12 protein-coding genes are annotated in these 17,370 nt (G+C 58.7%); 2 read left to right on the plus strand and 10 right to left on the minus strand.

What is annotated here, in order from left to right; translation table 11 throughout:
• Positions 1–128: 128 nt before the first annotated feature.
• The 10 genes from dacB to CK910_RS14645 form a co-directional block, all read right to left on the minus strand.
• On the minus strand, positions 129–1,562 hold the full coding sequence (gene dacB / locus CK910_RS14600; protein ID WP_098983800.1) for a D-alanyl-D-alanine carboxypeptidase/D-alanyl-D-alanine endopeptidase: 1,434 nt from the start codon (positions 1,560–1,562) through the stop codon (positions 129–131).
• Positions 1,563–1,657: 95 nt separating this feature from the next.
• On the minus strand, positions 1,658–3,418 hold the full coding sequence (locus CK910_RS14605; protein ID WP_098983801.1) for a DEAD/DEAH box helicase: 1,761 nt from the start codon (positions 3,416–3,418) through the stop codon (positions 1,658–1,660).
• Positions 3,419–3,518: 100 nt separating this feature from the next.
• Positions 3,519–4,556, minus strand: coding sequence for an HlyD family secretion protein (locus tag CK910_RS14610; protein WP_098983802.1), 1,038 nt, complete (start codon positions 4,554–4,556; stop codon positions 3,519–3,521).
• 3 nt (positions 4,557–4,559) lie between these two features.
• Positions 4,560–4,898, minus strand: coding sequence for a DUF3302 domain-containing protein (locus tag CK910_RS14615; protein WP_042869880.1), 339 nt, complete (start codon positions 4,896–4,898; stop codon positions 4,560–4,562).
• Between the two features lie 286 nt (positions 4,899–5,184).
• Complete coding sequence (locus CK910_RS14620; RefSeq protein ID WP_098983803.1) at positions 5,185–6,606, minus strand: carbon starvation CstA family protein; 1,422 nt, start codon at positions 6,604–6,606, stop codon at positions 5,185–5,187.
• A gap of 142 nt (positions 6,607–6,748) precedes the next feature.
• A complete protein-coding gene (gene btsR, locus CK910_RS14625) occupies positions 6,749–7,453 on the minus strand; it encodes a two-component system response regulator BtsR (RefSeq protein WP_098983804.1) in 705 nt (234 codons plus the stop codon).
• Positions 7,454–7,550: 97 nt separating this feature from the next.
• The gene (locus tag CK910_RS14630; RefSeq protein WP_098983805.1) at positions 7,551–9,221 is read right to left on the minus strand and encodes a sensor histidine kinase; all 1,671 of its coding nucleotides are present in this window, start codon (positions 9,219–9,221) and stop codon (positions 7,551–7,553) included.
• 353 nt (positions 9,222–9,574) lie between these two features.
• Positions 9,575–10,810 carry an HD-GYP domain-containing protein gene (locus tag CK910_RS14635; protein ID WP_098983806.1) on the minus strand — a complete coding sequence of 412 codons (1,236 nt, stop codon included), beginning with the start codon at positions 10,808–10,810 and terminating at the stop codon, positions 9,575–9,577.
• Between the two features lie 110 nt (positions 10,811–10,920).
• Complete coding sequence (adhE, locus tag CK910_RS14640) at positions 10,921–13,596, minus strand: bifunctional acetaldehyde-CoA/alcohol dehydrogenase (RefSeq protein ID WP_043141234.1); 2,676 nt, start codon at positions 13,594–13,596, stop codon at positions 10,921–10,923.
• Positions 13,597–13,891: 295 nt separating this feature from the next.
• Positions 13,892–14,524: a 2OG-Fe dioxygenase family protein gene (locus CK910_RS14645; RefSeq protein ID WP_172955323.1), complete on the minus strand. Its 633-nt coding sequence runs from the start codon at positions 14,522–14,524 to the stop codon at positions 13,892–13,894.
• A 268-nt stretch (positions 14,525–14,792) separates the two neighbouring features.
• On the opposite strand from CK910_RS14645, the gene CK910_RS14650 reads away from it, so the two are divergent.
• Together CK910_RS14650 and CK910_RS14655 are read left to right on the plus strand one after the other, a co-directional pair.
• Positions 14,793–15,428 carry a YchE family NAAT transporter gene (locus CK910_RS14650; protein ID WP_005314822.1) on the plus strand — a complete coding sequence of 212 codons (636 nt, stop codon included), beginning with the start codon at positions 14,793–14,795 and terminating at the stop codon, positions 15,426–15,428.
• Between the two features lie 280 nt (positions 15,429–15,708).
• Entirely contained in the window at positions 15,709–17,328 is a 1,620-nt protein-coding gene (locus tag CK910_RS14655) for an ABC transporter substrate-binding protein (RefSeq protein WP_098983808.1), read from the plus strand.
• The last annotated feature ends 42 nt before the right edge of the window (positions 17,329–17,370 follow it).

Raw genomic sequence — 17,370 nt, forward strand, 5'->3', positions numbered from 1 at the left:
TTCTCTCTCCGTTGATATGAAGCAGGGCACAGCATAGCCCCGCCTCGTGGCTAGTCAAAGTGGAAATTGTCGATACGGCCGTTCGCCATATCCGATAAGCCACCTTGCTGGCAACGTGGCTCCCCACATTACTGCTCGATGATCTGGATGGGTTGTTGCTGGTAGATGCTCTCCAGCACGCCCTTTTCGAACACTGTCCAGGGCCAGACAGCCTTGCTGGCACGGTAGCGCTCGTGGGTGGCGGGATCCTGCGACAGGCCGCGCTGGAACATCACGAAGGCCTTGCGCTGCCCCCCGGCGGTATCGATGAAGCCGGCCAGGTTGGAGGTGCCCGTGATGGTCCCTGTCTTGGCATGCACCTTGTTTTTCATCATGGGGGCGGTGACGCTGCGCCGCCAGGCCAGGGTGCCATCCACCTGAGAGCTGGGCAGCAGCTTGATGAAGCCGAGTTCGGCATCATTTTTCTGGATGAAGGTGAGCACAGACAGCATCTGGCGGGCGCTGATGAGGTTGTGGGCCGAGAGACCCGAGCCATCGGCCAGGGTGGCGTTGCCCAGATCGATACCGTTCTTGATCAGGATGGCGCGCACCGCCATGGTGCCGCTGCGATAGCTGCCCGGCTTGTTGTAGTAGTGGCGGCCCACCGTCTTCAGGAAGGTGTCGGCGTAGAGGTTGTCGGATTTTTTGAGCATCTTGGAGAGCATGATGGGCAATGAGACCGAATAGTGGGTGCCCAGGGTCTCGGCCCCCTCCGGTGCCTTGTGGGTCACTCGCAGCAGTCCCTCATGCTTGATGCCGGCTCTGTCCATGGCCCAGCGAATGTTGTCCCAGCCCCAGGCTTCCACGTCGTGAATGGCAAAACGCAGACCCTGCGGCTCCTTGTTCGGGGTGATGCAGCCCTTGAGCTCGTAGAAGTTGCCCTTGGCCATGTCCACTTCCAGGGCGCAGAACTGGCGGGCCATGTCGCCATAGCTCATCACTTCCACGTTGTCGGCGCCGATGCCGATGGGCACGCCTGTGGCCACGTTGCCGGTGGCGGGTTTGCCAATCTGGGTGGCCGTGATGGTGCCATAGGCGCAGTTCTTGTCGATGATGACGGAGGAGACGGGGGCGGCGAAGCAGAGAGTCTGATCCCCCCACGACCAGCCGTTGCCGCGCTCATAGCCGTTGTAGGCGCCTGTGTTGACGTAGACGTTGCCCTGGATGCGGTTGACCCCGAGCTGCTTGAACAGGGCCAGCAGATCCATCCGTGACAGGGTGGGATCGCCGACGAAGTTGATCCAGATGTCGCCCTTGATGGCGTCACCCTGCTTGGCGCCAGGCTGGGCCTGGATGTCGGTGGCGAAGCGGAAGTCGGCGCCGAGCTCGAGGCGGGCGGCCAGCGCGGTCAGCACCTTCATGGTGGAGGCGGGCGCTATCATGTCATCGGCGTGGCGGGCAAACTCCACCCCGCCATTGCCCTGTACTATGATGGCGTACTGGCCCCCCTTGGGTGGGGTCAGCGGGGCAGCCTGAGCCACCATGGAAAACAGAGCACAAAAACCAATCAACAGCCGCTGCATAGAATCCTCTAACTTGACGAAGGGTGTCGGCAGTGCGATACCGACCCTGATAACAAACAATTCTCTCTTTCACCGGCCGACCGCAGTGCCTGCCTCTAGCCAGAGGCGTTGGCGGTGCGATACCGGCCGTCATAATCAAAAATTTTCTCTTTCACCTGCCAAAAGCGACCCGACTTGCGGGCGATGACAAAATCCGGGTGACGAAACTGGCTTGATGCGGCCAGTACGCTCGCCAGAGTGGCAAATTCGGGCTCCAGGCCCGGGGCGGGCCAATGATGACGCACAAAGACCTGTTGAAACAAGCGCCGTGCGCCCTGGGAGTGAAAGCCGAAGTACTCCACCAGGGTGAGTCCGTCCTCGTCGTGATAGGTCACCTCCAGCCGTTCCCCTTGTTTGCCACGACCCGCAGCCAGGGTGAGGCCGGCGCAGCGAATGACCATGCAATCCTTGAGATTGAGCGCCTCCTTGAGTTTGTCGTCCGGATCCACCAGCAGCTGATCGCAGCTCTGGCAGCGGCGGGCGGCGATGTCATTTTCGGCGCCGCAGGCGGGGCAGATTTTTGACCGAAAGCGATAGTCGCACTCCTCGCGGTTGCCCTCGTCATCTTCAAACAAGCCCTGACAGCGGCGACCGTAGTGCTCGATCACCTTGCCATCCTCGTCGGTCTTGCCCCAGAAGGTGTTGGCAAAGCCGCAGGCGGGACAGGGCACCTGCACCGGCTCTGTGCCAGCGTGGGGTCTGGGCTCCCCCACCTCGGGAGCAAACAGATTGAAGTTGTTGCCCGCATAATCGAGCACCAGACAATCGGCCTTGCCCGGCGAGAGGCGCAGGCCGCGGCCGACGATCTGCTGATAGAGGGAGACCGACTCGGTGGGGCGCAGCATGACGATGAGATCCACGTGGGGGGCGTCAAAGCCGGTGGTGAGCACGGCCACGTTGACCAGAAACTTGAGCTCGCGCGCCTTGAAGGCGCTGATAAGGGCATCGCGCTCCGGCCCCGGCGTCTCGCCCGTGATCAGGGCTGCCTTCTCTCCTTTGGCGCCGAGCAGGCCGTGGATCTCGCGGGCATGCTCGACGGTAGCGGCGAATATCATCACCCCTTGCCGATCGGCGGCGTACTCCAGCACCTGGCTCAGGATGTGGGGGGTGACCCTCTGCTGGCGTTTGAGCTCGCCGTTGAGATCCGCCTCGCTGAACAGGCCGTTTTCGCGCGGCACCAGCTTGCTGAAGTCGTAGTGGACTATGGGGGCATCGACGAGACGGGGCGGCGTCAAATAGCCGTTTTTCACCATGAAGCGCAGGGGCAGCTCGAACACGCAGTCGCTAAACAGCCGCTCCCCGTGGCTCTTGACCATGCCGTGGTAGTGGCGCCGGTAAATCCAGCCAAGGCCCAGCCGGTACGGGGTGGCGGTGAGGCCGAGGATCTTGAGGGCCGGGTTGGCGGCCTTGAGATGGTCGATCACCTGATGGTACTGGCTGTCATCCTCAAGCGACACTCGATGACACTCGTCTATGATGAGCAGCGAGAAGGCACCATCGAAGGCGGCCAGATTGCGGGCCACCGACTGCACCGAGCCGAACACCACCTGGGCGCTCGCCTCCTTGCGATCGAGCCCGGCGGCGAAGATGTCCGCCTTGAGATCCCAGGCCTCGTACTTGGCGTGGTTCTGCTCCACCAGCTCCTTGACGTGAGCCAGCACCAGCACGCGGCCACGGGCCTTGCGGGCCAGCTCGGCGATCACCAGGCTCTTGCCGGCGCCAGTGGGCAGCACCACCACGGCGGGATCCGGGTGCTGGCGAAAGTGGCTGATCACGGCATTTACGGCGTCGGTTTGATAGGGTCTGAGAACGAACATGGGGAACGGCTGTGGTGCAGGATGGCGCCATTATAGGGATCTTGGGGCCACAAAAACAGCGGGCCGGCATGATGCCGGCCCGCTGGGACTCTTGCGTTGATTAATGGAAGGGGAAGACGTAGTTCATCCAGCTCGCCATGCGCAGCAGCACTTTGCGCATCACTGAGACGTGGTGGAAATGCTGGGTATAGATGGCAGCCTGGCCGCTGGCACCGGCGATCACCTGATATTTGGGCCACTCGGGATCGGTGATCTTGATGGTGACCGGCAGGCGGCCCGGGCGCTGGGCCGTACTCTGATCCAGCAGCCCCATATTGGCCTGCACGTTCCCGGCGGCGATGGCGGGCACCACTATGGTCACTTCTCCCTTGAAGATCTTGCCCGGGATGCCGTCTATCACCACCTCGGCCTCATCGCCGATGGCCAGACGCTGCATGCTGTTTTGCCAGAACCAGCCCACATAGTAGTTCTCGCTCTGGTGCACGAAGGTCATGACGGGACGGTAGAGGTAGGGGGTGGCAATCATGCCGGGACGCAGCGCCAGTTGCAGCACGAAGCCGTCCGAGGGGGCGCGCACCACTGTCTGCTCCAGGTCATACTGGGCCTTCTTAAGCTGGGCCTGCACATCGTTGAACAGGGCTTGCTGCTGATCCAGCTGGGAGACCAGATCGTCGACATTGGCCTGGCTCACGTCGAGATCCCGTTGCTTGCCGACGCCACGGCGCACCAGCTCCTGGGAGCGGCCGAGATCCAGCTTGGCGGATCTCAGCCTGGCCTGGATGGATTTGACGTGATCCTGATTGGACTGGAGCCGCGCCTGCAGGCTGGCAACCTGTTGCTCGAAGGGGTCTGCCTCGATACGAAACAGCACATCCCCCTGTTTCACCTTCTGGTTCGGCTTGACCGGCACCTCGACCACGCGACCCTTCACCAGCGGCACTATCGGGGTGGAGATATAGTAGTTGCGCGCCATCTCAGAGTAGGGGTGGTTGTAGTTCATCAATATGATCAGGGTACCTATGATGAGCACGCCGCCTAGCGCCGCCGTGGGCACTGTCCATTTGTTGAGAGGAATGCGGAAAATCTTGAACACGGCCACGCACAGTGCCGTGTAGGTCAGGATCAGTAGCAGGTCCATGAGTTATCCCTGTTGTTCAGTCTGTTCGATGGTATTGATGCGCGTCTTGAGATCGGCGAGTTCCTGCTTGAGCAGTTGTATCTCGTCCTCATCCTGCTGCAGGCGCTGGTTGAAGCCCCATCCCCGCTCGGGGCGATAGAGGGTGGCCCAGATCCAGAGGAAGGGCCAGAGTACGTGCAGGGTAAACAGACTGACCCATCCCGCCACGTGAATGGCGTCCTGATGGGGGTGCTGGCGGTGCTTGGCTATTTCATAAGGAATATCGTGGATCACTATGATCCCGTAGAACATGACCAGCCCGACGAAGAAGAGCAGGCCAAGGGCAAAATAATCAAGGAACATGGGGGTCTCCAGCGGTTTGATGTACAACCAATCATTGAGTTCAATTTTCTATAAAGCAATTGGGAATCACACATTTATCGTTTTTTAGCACGGCATCTTAAGCGATATTCTTGTACCGGAGCTTAAGTCAGCCTGAAGTCGTCAAAAATGATGGTATGCCATTCGTCACCAGTCCGAAAAGTCGTATCGATGACAAGGACTTACGGGGGAAGTATGGCATCACTGGCGTGAAATGAGCAGAGAAAAGGGAGCCGATGAGGCTCCCTTTTTCAATTTCTTGAGCAGATCAACTCTCGCTGGTGCTGCTCACCAGTGCCGGTCTGAATTTCACCAGGAAGGCCACCGTCGTCACCAGGGTGCAGGTGAGGCCTATGATGGTGGAGATGCCCATCTCCAGCCCGAAACCTATGGGGGCGTTGGCGAGATAGGTGAACACCACGGCTGTCATGAAGATGGCGGGAATGGTGCAGACCCAGTGCAGCTTGCCCTCTTTGGCCAGATAGGCCGCCGCAGTCCATAGCATGATGACGGCTGTGGTCTGGTTGGCCCAGCCAAAATAGCGCCAGATGATGCCAAATTCCGCCTTGGAGATGAGGAAGCCGAGGATGAACATGGGCACGGCGATCAGCAGGCGTTTGGCCATGGGTTTCTGGGTCAGGTGCAGGAAGTCGGCCACGATCAGGCGGGCACTGCGAAACGCCGTATCACCGGAGGTGATGGGCAGGATCACCACGCCGAGAATGGCCAGTATGCCGCCGACCGTGCCGAGCAGGCTGGTGGAGACTTCGTGCACCACGGCCGCCGGCCCGCCGTTGGCCATGGTGGCGTTGAGCGCTTCCGTGCTGTCGTAGAAGGAGAGCCCCAGGGTGCACCAGATGAGGGCGATGACCCCTTCACCTATCATGGCGCCGTAGAAGATGAAGCGGCCGGACTTCTCGTTTTGCATGCAGCGGGCCATCAGCGGGGACTGGGTGGCGTGAAAACCCGACACGGCGCCACAGGCGATGGTGATGAACAAGAGCGGCCAGAGCGGCAGCTCGGTCGGGTGCAGGTTGGAGAAATCCATCCCCGTGTTGTAGAAGCCCTTGCCGGAGACGATGAGCCCTATGATGAGGCCGACCGACATGAATACCAGCAGGGCGCCGAAGATGGGGTAGAAACGGCCGATGATCTTGTCGATGGGCACTATGGTGGCGAGTATGTAGTAGGCAAAGATGGCCACTATCCAGTAGACCAGATCGATGGAGGTGAGGTTGGCCAAGAGGCCCGCCGGGCTCAGCACGAACACCACGCCCACCAGCATCAAGAGCACCACGGCGAACAGGTTCATGAAGTGTCTGGCGGCTGTGCCCAGGTGCTCGCCGACCACGGTCGGCACCGAGGCGCCCTTGGCGCGCACCGACAGCATGCCGGAGAAGTAGTCGTGTACCGCACCGGCGAAGATGCAGCCGAACACGATCCAGAGCATGGCGACCGGGCCGTAGAGGGCACCCAGTATGGGGCCGAAGATGGGGCCGACGCCGGCGATGTTGAGCAGTTGCACCAGGTAGACTTTCTTGTCCGACATGGGCACATAGTCCACCCCGTCAGCCATGGTGATGGCGGGGGTGGCGCGCTCGGGTTTCGGGCCGAATATCCGCTCGATGAACTTGCCGTAGATAAAGTAGCCGGCGATCAGCAAGCCGACACAGAGGAAGAACCAGATCATTGTTACGCTCCATCATTGTTATTTTATGGTGTGCGTAGCGAGTCTAGAGGGGGGGCCCCCGAAGGGCAGGTGAAACGTGGCGAGCGGCGCCATGGCGACCCGAGCGGTCGCCGGCTGTGATCCCGCGCACAATCCCGCGCCGTTATTCGAGCCCCAGTTCGTCTTTGAGCTCCTTGAGGTAACGCCGGCTGACCGGCAACCGGGCATCGCTTGGCGTCACTATCTCCGCCAGCTGGTTTTCCAGCAGCTGGATCTCGAAGATGGCCCCCGGCGCCACCAGATATTGGCGGTGGCAGCGCAGCAGGGGCGTCTTCTCCTCCAATGATTTCAGGGTGAGCTGGGTGTGAAACAGCTCGCCCTGGCAGGCGACGTGTACCCCGCCGAGATCGGAGAAGGCGTACTCCACCTGCTCGATGGGCAGCAGCCGCACCCGGTTGTGCAGATAGCCGGGAATGTGGCGGATGGCCGGCGCCAGCGAGGCGATGGGCTGCGGGGTGAGATCCTGCTTGAGGCGAGCCAGCGTCTTGGCGAGGCGGGCCGGCTCCACCGGTTTGAGCAGGTAGTCGAAGGCGTTCTCCTCGAATGCCTGAATGGCGTAGTCGTCGAAGGCGGTGACAAACACGATGCGGGGCAGGGGATCGAGCATGGCCACCAGCGCCATGCCGCTCAGCTTGGGCATCTGGATATCGAGGAACACCACGTCCGGTTTGAGCCGCTGGATCAGAGGAAGCGCCTCGATGGCGTTGGCCGCCAGCCCCAGGATCTCGATGTCGGGATCGCCCGCCAGGTGCTGGGCCAGCTCCTCGCGGGCATAGGGTTCGTCATCGACTATGAGTGTGCGGATCATGCGCTCTCCTGAACATCGTGATGGTGCGTGAACGGCGCGGAATGGGAATGCAAGGGGTCGGCCGGGCGGATCATCAGGGGCGAGGGGGGATTTCTTGTCATAACGCCTCCCTGGGCAGGGTGAACGCGACCCGGGTCCAGCATTCGGGTTCGCAGCTGACGCGGATGCCATACCGGCTGCCGAAGGCGCTCTTGAGGCGCCGATCCACTATGGTCATGCCGAGCCCATCCCCCGCCGGTCCCTCCTGCCAGGTGCCGGCATTGTCCTCCACGCAGATGGTCACGCTCTCCTGGCTCTCTTCGGCATAAAGACGGATACGGCCCTGCTCCAGCAGGGTGGAGATGCCGTGCTTGATGGCATTCTCGATGAGGGGTTGCAGGGTAAAACTCGGCAGTGTCAGGCCAGCCAGATGGGGCGGGATATCGTTTATCACGGTCAGCCGATCGCCAAAGCGGGCCAGCTCTATCTCGAGATAGGATTGGCAGTGCTCCTGCTCCTCCTGCAGGCTGGCCAACCCGCTCTGGCGCTTGAGGTTCTTGCGAAAGAACAAGGAGAGGTGCAGCAGCAGCTGACGTGCCCGCTCGGGCTCCCGTCGGGTGATGGCGCTGATGGTGTTGAGGGTATTGAACAGGAAATGGGGGTTGATCTGGGCCTGGATGAGTTTGAGCTCGGATTGCACCAGCAGGCGCTGCTGCTGTTCCAGCCGGCCGGTCAGCAACTGCTGTGACAGCAGGTTGGCTATCCCTTCCCCCAGGGTGTGGTTGATCTTGAGGAACAAGCGCTTCTTGGGTTCATACAGCTTGATGGTGCCGATCACCCCCTCGTCGCCGTGCAGCGGGATCACCAGCACCGAGCCCAGCTGGCACTGGGGCGAGATGCTGCAGCGGTAGGGCTGGCTGTTGCCATCGGCAAACAGCACCTTGTTGCGGGCGATGGCCCGCAGGGTGATGGCCGAGGTGATGGGGGTACCCGGCTTGTGGTGATCTTCTCCGGTGCCGATGAAGGCGAGGATCTTGTCGGTATCCGTGATGGCGACGGCGCCGACCCCCGTCTCTTCCTGAATGATGTGGGCAATCTTGTTGCTGGCCTCGGGGGTGAAGCCCTGGCTCATGATGCCGACGGTACGATTGGCGATGGTGAGCGCCTTGGCGGAGAAGACCCGGGAGAACTTCTCATACATCTGCTGCTGATCGCGGATCATGCTGATGAACAGGGCCGCGCCGCAGGAGTTGGCCAGGATCATGGGGGTGGCTATGGTGCGCACCAGCAGCAGGGACTGATCGAACGGGGTCGCCACCAGCAGTATGATGATCATCTGCAATATCTCGGCGTAGAGGGTGGTGAAGAAGGCGATCCTGGGTTCGAACAGGGCGTTCATTCTGCCAGAGCGCATCAGGCGCCAGTGCACCAGCCCACCCAGCAGCCCCTCGCAGGTGGTCGAGATGGCGCAGGCCAGATCGGTGAATCCCCCCAGGCTGTAGCGGTGCACACCACCGGTCAGTCCCACCAGAAATCCCACCAGCGGCCCCCCCAGCAGTCCCCCCAGCACGGCCCCGACGGCCCGGGTATTGGCGATGGCATCGTCGATATCCAGCCCCACGTAGGTACCCAGGATGCAAAAACAAGAAAAAATGATGTATATCAGTATCTTGTGAGGAAGTCTGACGGAGTAGTTGGCCAGGGGGCGCAGCAGCGGACTCTTGGAGAAGAGATAGGCGATCACCAGACTGACGCTCATCTGTTGAAGCAGAGAGAGGACCAACTGCATAAAAAACGTTCCTCAGAGTCCGAGCCGAAAAAAGCGGCAGCCATGAATAAGTGTGATCAGGATCTTGTTCTGTGAGCGACGTGCGCTCGATTGCGGGCGAAGTTTGCCAGAAACGCGCCATAAAACCATATCAAATCAGCATGTTAAATTGATATTTGTGTAATCGCCCAAGGGTTGGTATTGCTGGATGGAGCATGAATGTATCCGCTGGATACGCCACACGGAGGTGGCATGCTCCGCCCAGCCCCCTGGCTGGGCGTTTTTTATCCATGGTCGGCAGTGGACCGTTTTGAGGGTAATTGGACAATTATTCAGGTTTGTCCAATGAGTTATCCCCAGCTTCTGGGGATAACTCAGAAGGCAAAATAGTAACAGAAGCGCCGGGTCAGGTTGAAAAACAGCCGCTGTCCCTCATCCAGGTCTTCTTGCTTGATAAATGACTTGATGGTGCGCTCATCCTCCCGCAGATCCAGCATGGCCACCCCTTCCGGTCGCTGTGCCTTGATGTAGGGCAGCACCTTGGGTTTGAGGGGCATGGTGGGCTCGGTGGAGAGCACCAGCGCCACGGAGTCGTCGGAGAGCTGCACCAGGGAACCGGGGGGATAGACACCCAGGACCTTTATCAGCAGCTTGACCAGATCCTGATCGAACTTCTTCTGGGACAGCTTGTAGAGCTGGCTGATGGCCTGGCTCGGTGCGGCCGGGGTCGCGCTGCTGCGCGGGTGCAGCAGCTCGTCATAGTAGTCCACCAGTCCGATGATCCGTGCCAGTGGCGGGATCTCGCCGCCCTTGATGCCGAGGGGAAAGCCGCTGCCATCGAGCCGCTCGTGGTGCAGATGGGCCACCTGGCGGATCTTGGGCTCAAATGCCTGCAACTGGGTCAGCATCTCCAGCCCGTACTGGGGATGCATTTTGAGAAAGTTCTGCTCTGACTTGTTGAGATCCCCCCGTTTCTGGGTGATCTGGCTCGGGATCTTCAGCTCTCCGATATCGTGTACCAGGCCTGCCAGTCCCGTCTCCTCGATCTCGATGGGGTTCATGCCGAGTTCCCGGGCCATCAGCATGGCGATGAAGGCCACGTTCAGGCTGTGCTGCAGCAGGATGTCGGTGTGCGGGCTGCGAATGAGATGCAGGCCGAGCGGCCCCTCATGCTCACTGATGCGGGCGGCGGCGTTGCGCACTATCTGCGCCGTGTTGGCCAGCCCCTCGTCAGGCTTGAGGTTGAGGGCCCCCAGCGCATCGCGCAGCTCGGACATGGATTGACCAAAGGCCTTGTCGGCGGCGCGCAGGGAGCGGCGGAAGGCTTTCTCGTCGAAGGGGGTCGGGCCCGTGTCTATGACCTCGTCGATGATCGACAGATCGGGGCCGGCGGAGGGAATATCGCCGCGCAAGATGGGCTCTATGGGCAGGTCGCTCTTGTCCGGATCCACCATCAACAGATTGAGGTCGAGATGGCGAATGATGTCGAGTTGCTGCTGATCCTTGATCTTGAAGGCATTGAACATAAAAGGGTGACTGGTCCATCCCGTGGGGAGATGGATGTAGTGGCCGATCCGTAACTGCTCTATCGAGGCTTGTATCAGCGCCATGTGCTAACTCGCATTTCATGAATGCCTACCAACAAGCTAGCAAAATTAGAGAGATAGACAAACAAAAAAGCCCGCGCATGTGCGCGGGCTCTCTACTTCAAGTCCGATTATCAGGCCTTGGATTTTTTCTTGTTGTCCACCTTGGTCTCAACCTTGGCTTCCACCTTGGTTGCTACTCGGGCTTCCTCAGTAAAGGGGCGGCCGTAGTAGGTGTCCATCAGTATGGCTTTGAGCTCGGTGATCAGCGGGTAGCGCGGGTTGGCGCCGGTGCACTGGTCATCGAAGGCTTCCAGCGCCAGCTGGTCAACCTTGGCCAGGAAGTCGGCTTCGTTCACGCCGGCTTCACGGATGGAGGCCGGGATGCCCAGAGTGGCTTTCAGCTCGTCCAGCCAGGTAAGCAGCTTCTCGATCTTGGCTGCGGTACGGTCACCGGCAGCGCTCAGGCCCAGGTGGTCAGCCACTTCCGCATAACGACGGCGAGCTTGCGGACGGTCGTACTGGGAGAACGCAGTCTGCTTGGTCGGGTTGTCGTTGGCGTTGTAGCGGATCACGTTGCTGATCAGCAGGGCGTTGGCCAGACCGTGCGGAATGTGGAATTCAGCACCCAGTTTGTGCGCCATGGAGTGGCACACACCCAGGAAGGCGTTGGCGAACGCGATACCGGCGATGGTGGCCGCGTTGTGTACTTTCTCACGAGCAACCGGGTCGTTGGCACCGTTCTGGTAGCTGGACGGCAGGTACTCTTTCAGCAGTTTCAGGGCTTGCAGCGCCTGACCGTCGGAGTACTCGTTGGCCAGTACGGAAACGTAGGCTTCCATGGCGTGAGTGACCGCATCCACACCACCGAAGGCGCACAGGGACTTGGGCATGTTCATGACCAGGTTGGCATCGACGATGGCCATGTTCGGGGTCAGCTCGTAGTCGGCCAGCGGGTACTTCATGCCGGTGGCGTCGTCGGTCACGACCGCAAACGGGGTGACTTCAGAACCGGTACCGGACGTGGTGGTGATACAGACCAGTTCGGCCTTCACACCCATTTTCGGGAACTTGTAGATACGCTTGCGGATGTCCATGAAGCGCATGGCCAGGTCTTCGAACGCAGTATCCGGGTGCTCGTACATGACCCACATGATCTTGGCCGCATCCATGGGTGAACCACCACCCAGCGCGATGATGACATCAGGCTTGAAGGAGTTCGCCATCTCGGCGCCCTTGCGGACGATGGACAGAGTCGGGTCAGCTTCTACTTCGTAGAATACTTCCACTTCCATGTTCAGCTTCTTGAGCAGACGAACCACGTCGTCGGCATAGCCGTTGTTGAACAGGAAGCGGTCGGTGACGACCATTGCACGCTTTTTACCTTCCAGATCACCGAGGGCGATCGGCAGGGAGCCACGACGGAAATAGATGGATTTCGGAAGTTTGTGCCACAGCATATTTTCTGCCCGTTTTGCGACTGTCTTCTTGTTGATCAGGTGCTTGGGACCGACGTTCTCGGAGATGGAGTTACCACTCCAGGAGCCGCAACCCAGGGTCAGGGAAGGAGCAAGAGCGAAGTTGTACAGGTCACCGATACCACCCTGGGTGGAGGGGGTGTTGATCAGGATACGGGCGGTCTTCATCTTGTCGCCGAAGTATCTGATACGGTCCTGGTTGCGATCCTGGTCGGTGTACAGACCAGAGGTGTGACCAATACCACCGATGTTGACCATGGTGCAGGCCATCTCGACGGCTTCTTCGAAGTTCTTGGCACGGAACATACCCAGAGTCGGAGAGAGCTTCTCGTGAGCGAACTCATCTTCAGCGCACAGTTCCAGACCTTCACCGATCAGGATCTTGGTGGTGGCAGGCACAGTCACGCCAGCCATGGCGGCGATCTTGGTGGCCGGCTGGCCAACGATATCTGCGTTCAGCGCGCCGTTGATCAGCAGCACTTTACGTACCTTGTCCGCTTCATCTTTGGACAGGATGTAGCCATCGTGGTTGGAGAAACGCTCTTTCACCTGGTTGTAGATGGCGTCAACGACGATGACGGCTTGCTCGGAAGCACAGACCACACCGTTGTCGAAGGTCTTGGACATCAGAATGGAGGCAACGGCACGTTTCACATCGGCGGTTTCGTCGATGACGATAGGCACGTTACCAGCACCTACACCGATGGCAGGCTTGCCGGAGGAGTAAGCGGCTTTCACCATGCCCGGGCCACCGGTGGCCAGGATCAGGTTGATGTCGTTGTGTTTCATCAGCGCGTTGGACAGCTCAACGGACGGTTGATCGATCCAGCCGATGATGTCTTTCGGTGCACCGGCGGCAACGGCGGCATCCAGTACCAGCTTGGCAGCGGTATTGGTGGAGTTCTTGGCGCGTGGGTGCGGGGAGAAGATGATGGCGTTGCGGGTCTTCAGGGAGATCAACGATTTGAAGATCGCGGTAGCGGTCGGGTTGGTGGTCGGAACGATACCGCAAATGATACCAACCGGCTCGGCGATGATCATGGTGCCCATCTCGTCATCCTGGCTCAGGACGCCGCAGGTCTTCTCGTCTTTGTATGCGTTGTAGATGTATTCGGAGGCGAAGTGGTTCTTGATAACCTTGTCTTCGATGATACCCATGCCTGACTCTTCCACGGCCATCTGGGCCAGGGGGATACGGGCATTGCTGGCGGCCAGGGCGGCGGCACGGAAAACCTTGTCTACCTGCTCTTGCGAGAAGCTGGCGAATTCACGCTGTGCTTCTTTGACGCGGGCGACCAGTGCATCCAGTTCAGCCAAATTGGTTACTGCCATGTTTATCTCCTGATGATTTGAAAACTGTTTAGTAAGAGTTTGGCAATGCCCGGCAATTATAGTCGCCCTGTCAAGGCGAGAATCACTACAAGGGGGTATTTACATGCCTTACTAAATTGCTTTCTGAGTCGATTATAGAGCGGGGCTGACTCAGAAAAACTTGATCTGGATCATGTGTAACAAAAGAACAAAAGAAATTTTGTTTCACAATACATGTTTTCCGGATGTTACACGAATGTAGAGTGGAGCAAAAGCGGGCTGAATAGTGCGTGAACAGGGCGCCACGCACCATTTTTCAAGCAGTTAGCACTATCACGTCCCAGTGTCCCCGGGTCGGGGCCAGGGGCAGTATGGGGGCCGCATTGTGATAGAAACGACGATCATCCAGGATCAGATACCCACCAGCGTTTAATTCTTGTTGAAAAAATGGTTGTTCTTTTAATCCATGATAGAGCTGAAGTGCGCCGCCACTGACGCCCTCGCTGCCGCAAAAGAACACGCCGATGAAGTCGAAACCATCCTGATGGACGCCTTCCGGTGCGGGGGGCACGCTCTCGCCCTGGCTCGTGGTGATCCGCATCTGGTGAATGCCGATCGCCTTGCCATCCGCCAACCGGATATGGCGGGCAAAGCGGGTCAGCATCAGCTGGAAGGCGGGGTGGGCGACGAAGGCGGGGTCCAGCTCGGCATAGGTTCTGGGCACATCCCCGAGGAACTTGTTGATGGCGGCGGCCTGAAAGAAGACGCCATTGTCGAGAGGGGAGAAGCGTGAGCCCTCTTTCTCGACGCGGCCATAGCGACGCTCCCGAAAGGTGCCCTGGATATAGGGATCGAGCGGCAGTCGGTCAAAAAAGCCGAGCAGGGGGTCGACCGTGCCTGCCGGCAGCGAATCCAGGTGCCATTGCAACTTGATGTCCGTATCAATCATTACAAAATCCTTGTTTGCTGAGAGGAAATGTTGTGCCAAAACTCCGTGGCCGCATAAAACTCGAAGCGATTTTACCAGAGTGTTAAATGGCGACAATGTTTATTAACAAATCAATGTGTTGAATTTTGTCGATACATTAGAGGAACTAACTGAAAAGCCACGGAAAGGGTGAGATTATTTGATTGGTGAAGGTTGAGGGCATGGTGTAAATTTACGCTCGGTTTATAGGGGTGGCCCGTGTGGCCTTGCTTACTTCTGGATGGCGCCTATGGCAGCAATTGACGTCTCTTTATATCTGAAGTTTTTCATCGGTTTGTTCGCGATCATCAATCCGTTGGGATTGCTGCCGGTTTTTGTCAGTCTGACCGGCCATCAAACGCCGGAAGAGCGGATGAAGACCAACACCACAGCCAATATTGCGGTGATGATCATCCTGCTGGTCTCCATGTACATGGGGCAGCTGATCCTGGACGGTTTTGGCATCTCGCTGGCGTCGTTTCGCATCGCCGGCGGCTCTCTCATCACCCTGATCGCCTGGTCCATGCTGCAGGGCAAGCTGGGGGAGGTGAAGCATAACAAGCAGGAGAAAGGGGAACTGGCCGCGCGGGAATCTGTCGCTGTGGTGCCGCTGGCACTGCCGCTGATGGCTGGCCCGGGAGCCATCTCTTCTTCTATTGTCTACGCCAGCCAGAGCACCTGGTCCCAGATGCTGGGCATGTCGCTGGTGGTGATGGTGTTTGCCTTCTGCTCCTGGCTCATCTTCCGCGCCGCCCCCTTGCTGTTCAAGCTGATGGGCAACACCGGCATCAACGTGGTCACCCGGATCATGGGTCTCATCATGATGTCGCTCGGCATCGAGATCATGGTGGCGGGGATCAAGGGGGTCTTCCCCGGATTGATGTGATTCAGGTCTGTTTTGTCGGAGCCGGTCCTCGTGACCGGCTTTTTATTGTTTCTTTTTTGTTGGTCATTTCCTAGAATCGAGCGGGTTTGTATAAAAAACGTCCGCAACGCTATATTTAAATGCTGAATAATTGGCTAAAAGTTGTTTTTTTAACCATGAAGCCCAGCCTTGCCTGACAATATCTATTGCATTATCAGAAATGTCAGGGAATTATGCTGGCAGCGAGGTACTTATCTCGTTGATGGACAAATGCATGGAATGTTCTTGTTGGAGTATGGAAATGACTCATAAAAAAACAATGATTAATACCCTCTTGGTGGCAGCTCTGTTTGGCGGTGTCAATGTGGCGCAAGCCGCTGATGTTCCCGCAGGCACCAAGCTGGCTGATGTTCAGCAGTTGGTGAAAGGCAATGGCTCCGAGCCGGCAACGCTCGATCCCCACAAAACCGAAGGAACGGTTGAATCCAATATTCTGCGTGACCTGTTCGAAGGTCTCGTGAGTTCAGGCCCCAAGGGGGAAGTGCTCCCTGCCGTGGCCGAGTCCTGGGAAACCAAGGACAACAAACACTTCGTGTTCCACCTGCGCAAAGATGCCAAGTGGTCCAACGGGGATCCCGTGACAGCCCACGATTTCGAGTTCGCCTTCAAGCGGGCCGTGGATCCCAAGACTGCGTCGCCCTACTCCTGGTATCTGGAGATCCCGACCATAGTCAATGCCAGCGAGATCATCGCCGGCAAGAAGCCGTCTGACACCCTGGGTGTGAAGGCGGTCGACGACTACACCTTCGAAGTGCAGCTGGAAAAAGCGATCCCTTACTTCGTCAGCATGCTCTCCCACACCACCACCTACCCTGTGCCCAAGAAAGTGGTAGAGAAGTTTGGTGACAAGTGGACCCAGCCCGGCAACATGGTATCCAACGGTGCCTATCAGCTGAAAGACTGGGTGGTGAACGAGCGCGTCGACGTCGAGCGCAACCCCAACTACTGGAACAACGCCAAGACGGTGATCAATACCGTCACCTACCTGCCGATCCAGTCCACCAACGCCGAGCTGAACCGCTATCTGGCGGGCGAAGTGGATCTCACCTACAACATGCCCATCGAACGCTTCAAGCAGATGAAGAAAGAGAAGCCCGATGAGCTGAAGGTGAGTGGTTACGTCGGTACCTACTACTACCAGTACAACTTCAAGAAGAAGCCGTTTGATGACGTGCGCGTGCGGACCGCACTCTCCTACGCCATCGACCGCAACGTGATCGCCGAGAAGGTGATGGGCAAGGGTGAGACCCCTGGCTACACACTCGTGCCTGACTTCGTGGACGGCTTCAAGCCGGTGGCCCCCGAGTGGTCCAAGATGACCCAGGCGGAGCGCGACACCAAGGCCAAGGCGCTGCTGGAAGAGGCCGGTTTCGATGCCAGCAAGCCGCTGAAATTCGAGCTGCTCTACAACACCGACGACAACCACAAGAAGGTGGCGGTCGCCGTTGCTTCCATGTGGAAGAAGCTGGGCGTGCAGGTGAGCCTGGTAAACCAGGAGTGGAAAACCTACCTGGAAACCAAGAAGCAGGGTCAGTTTGACGTGGGCCGTGCCGGCTGGATCGCCGACTACAACGAAGCTTCTTCCATGCTGGATCTGATGCAGACCACTCACGGCAACAACGACGGCAAGTACTCCAACCCGGTGTTTGACAAGCTGATGACAGAGTCTCGCGATCAGGTGGATGAAGCCTCGCGCAACAAGCTCTATGTCCAGGCCGAAGAGATCCTGGCCAAGGACATGCCAATTGCCCCCATCTATCAGTACGTGACCTCCCGCATGGTCAAGTCCTACGTGGGCGGCTACCCGGCCAACCCGCTGGACAACCTCTACAGCAAAGACATGTATATCATTGCTCACTGAGTAAAATAACAAGTCGCATAACAAGCAGGCCCGCCGGACGGC

Source organism: Aeromonas sp. CA23, assembly GCF_002587065.1.
Classification (GTDB): Bacteria; Pseudomonadota; Gammaproteobacteria; order Enterobacterales; family Aeromonadaceae; genus Aeromonas; species Aeromonas bestiarum.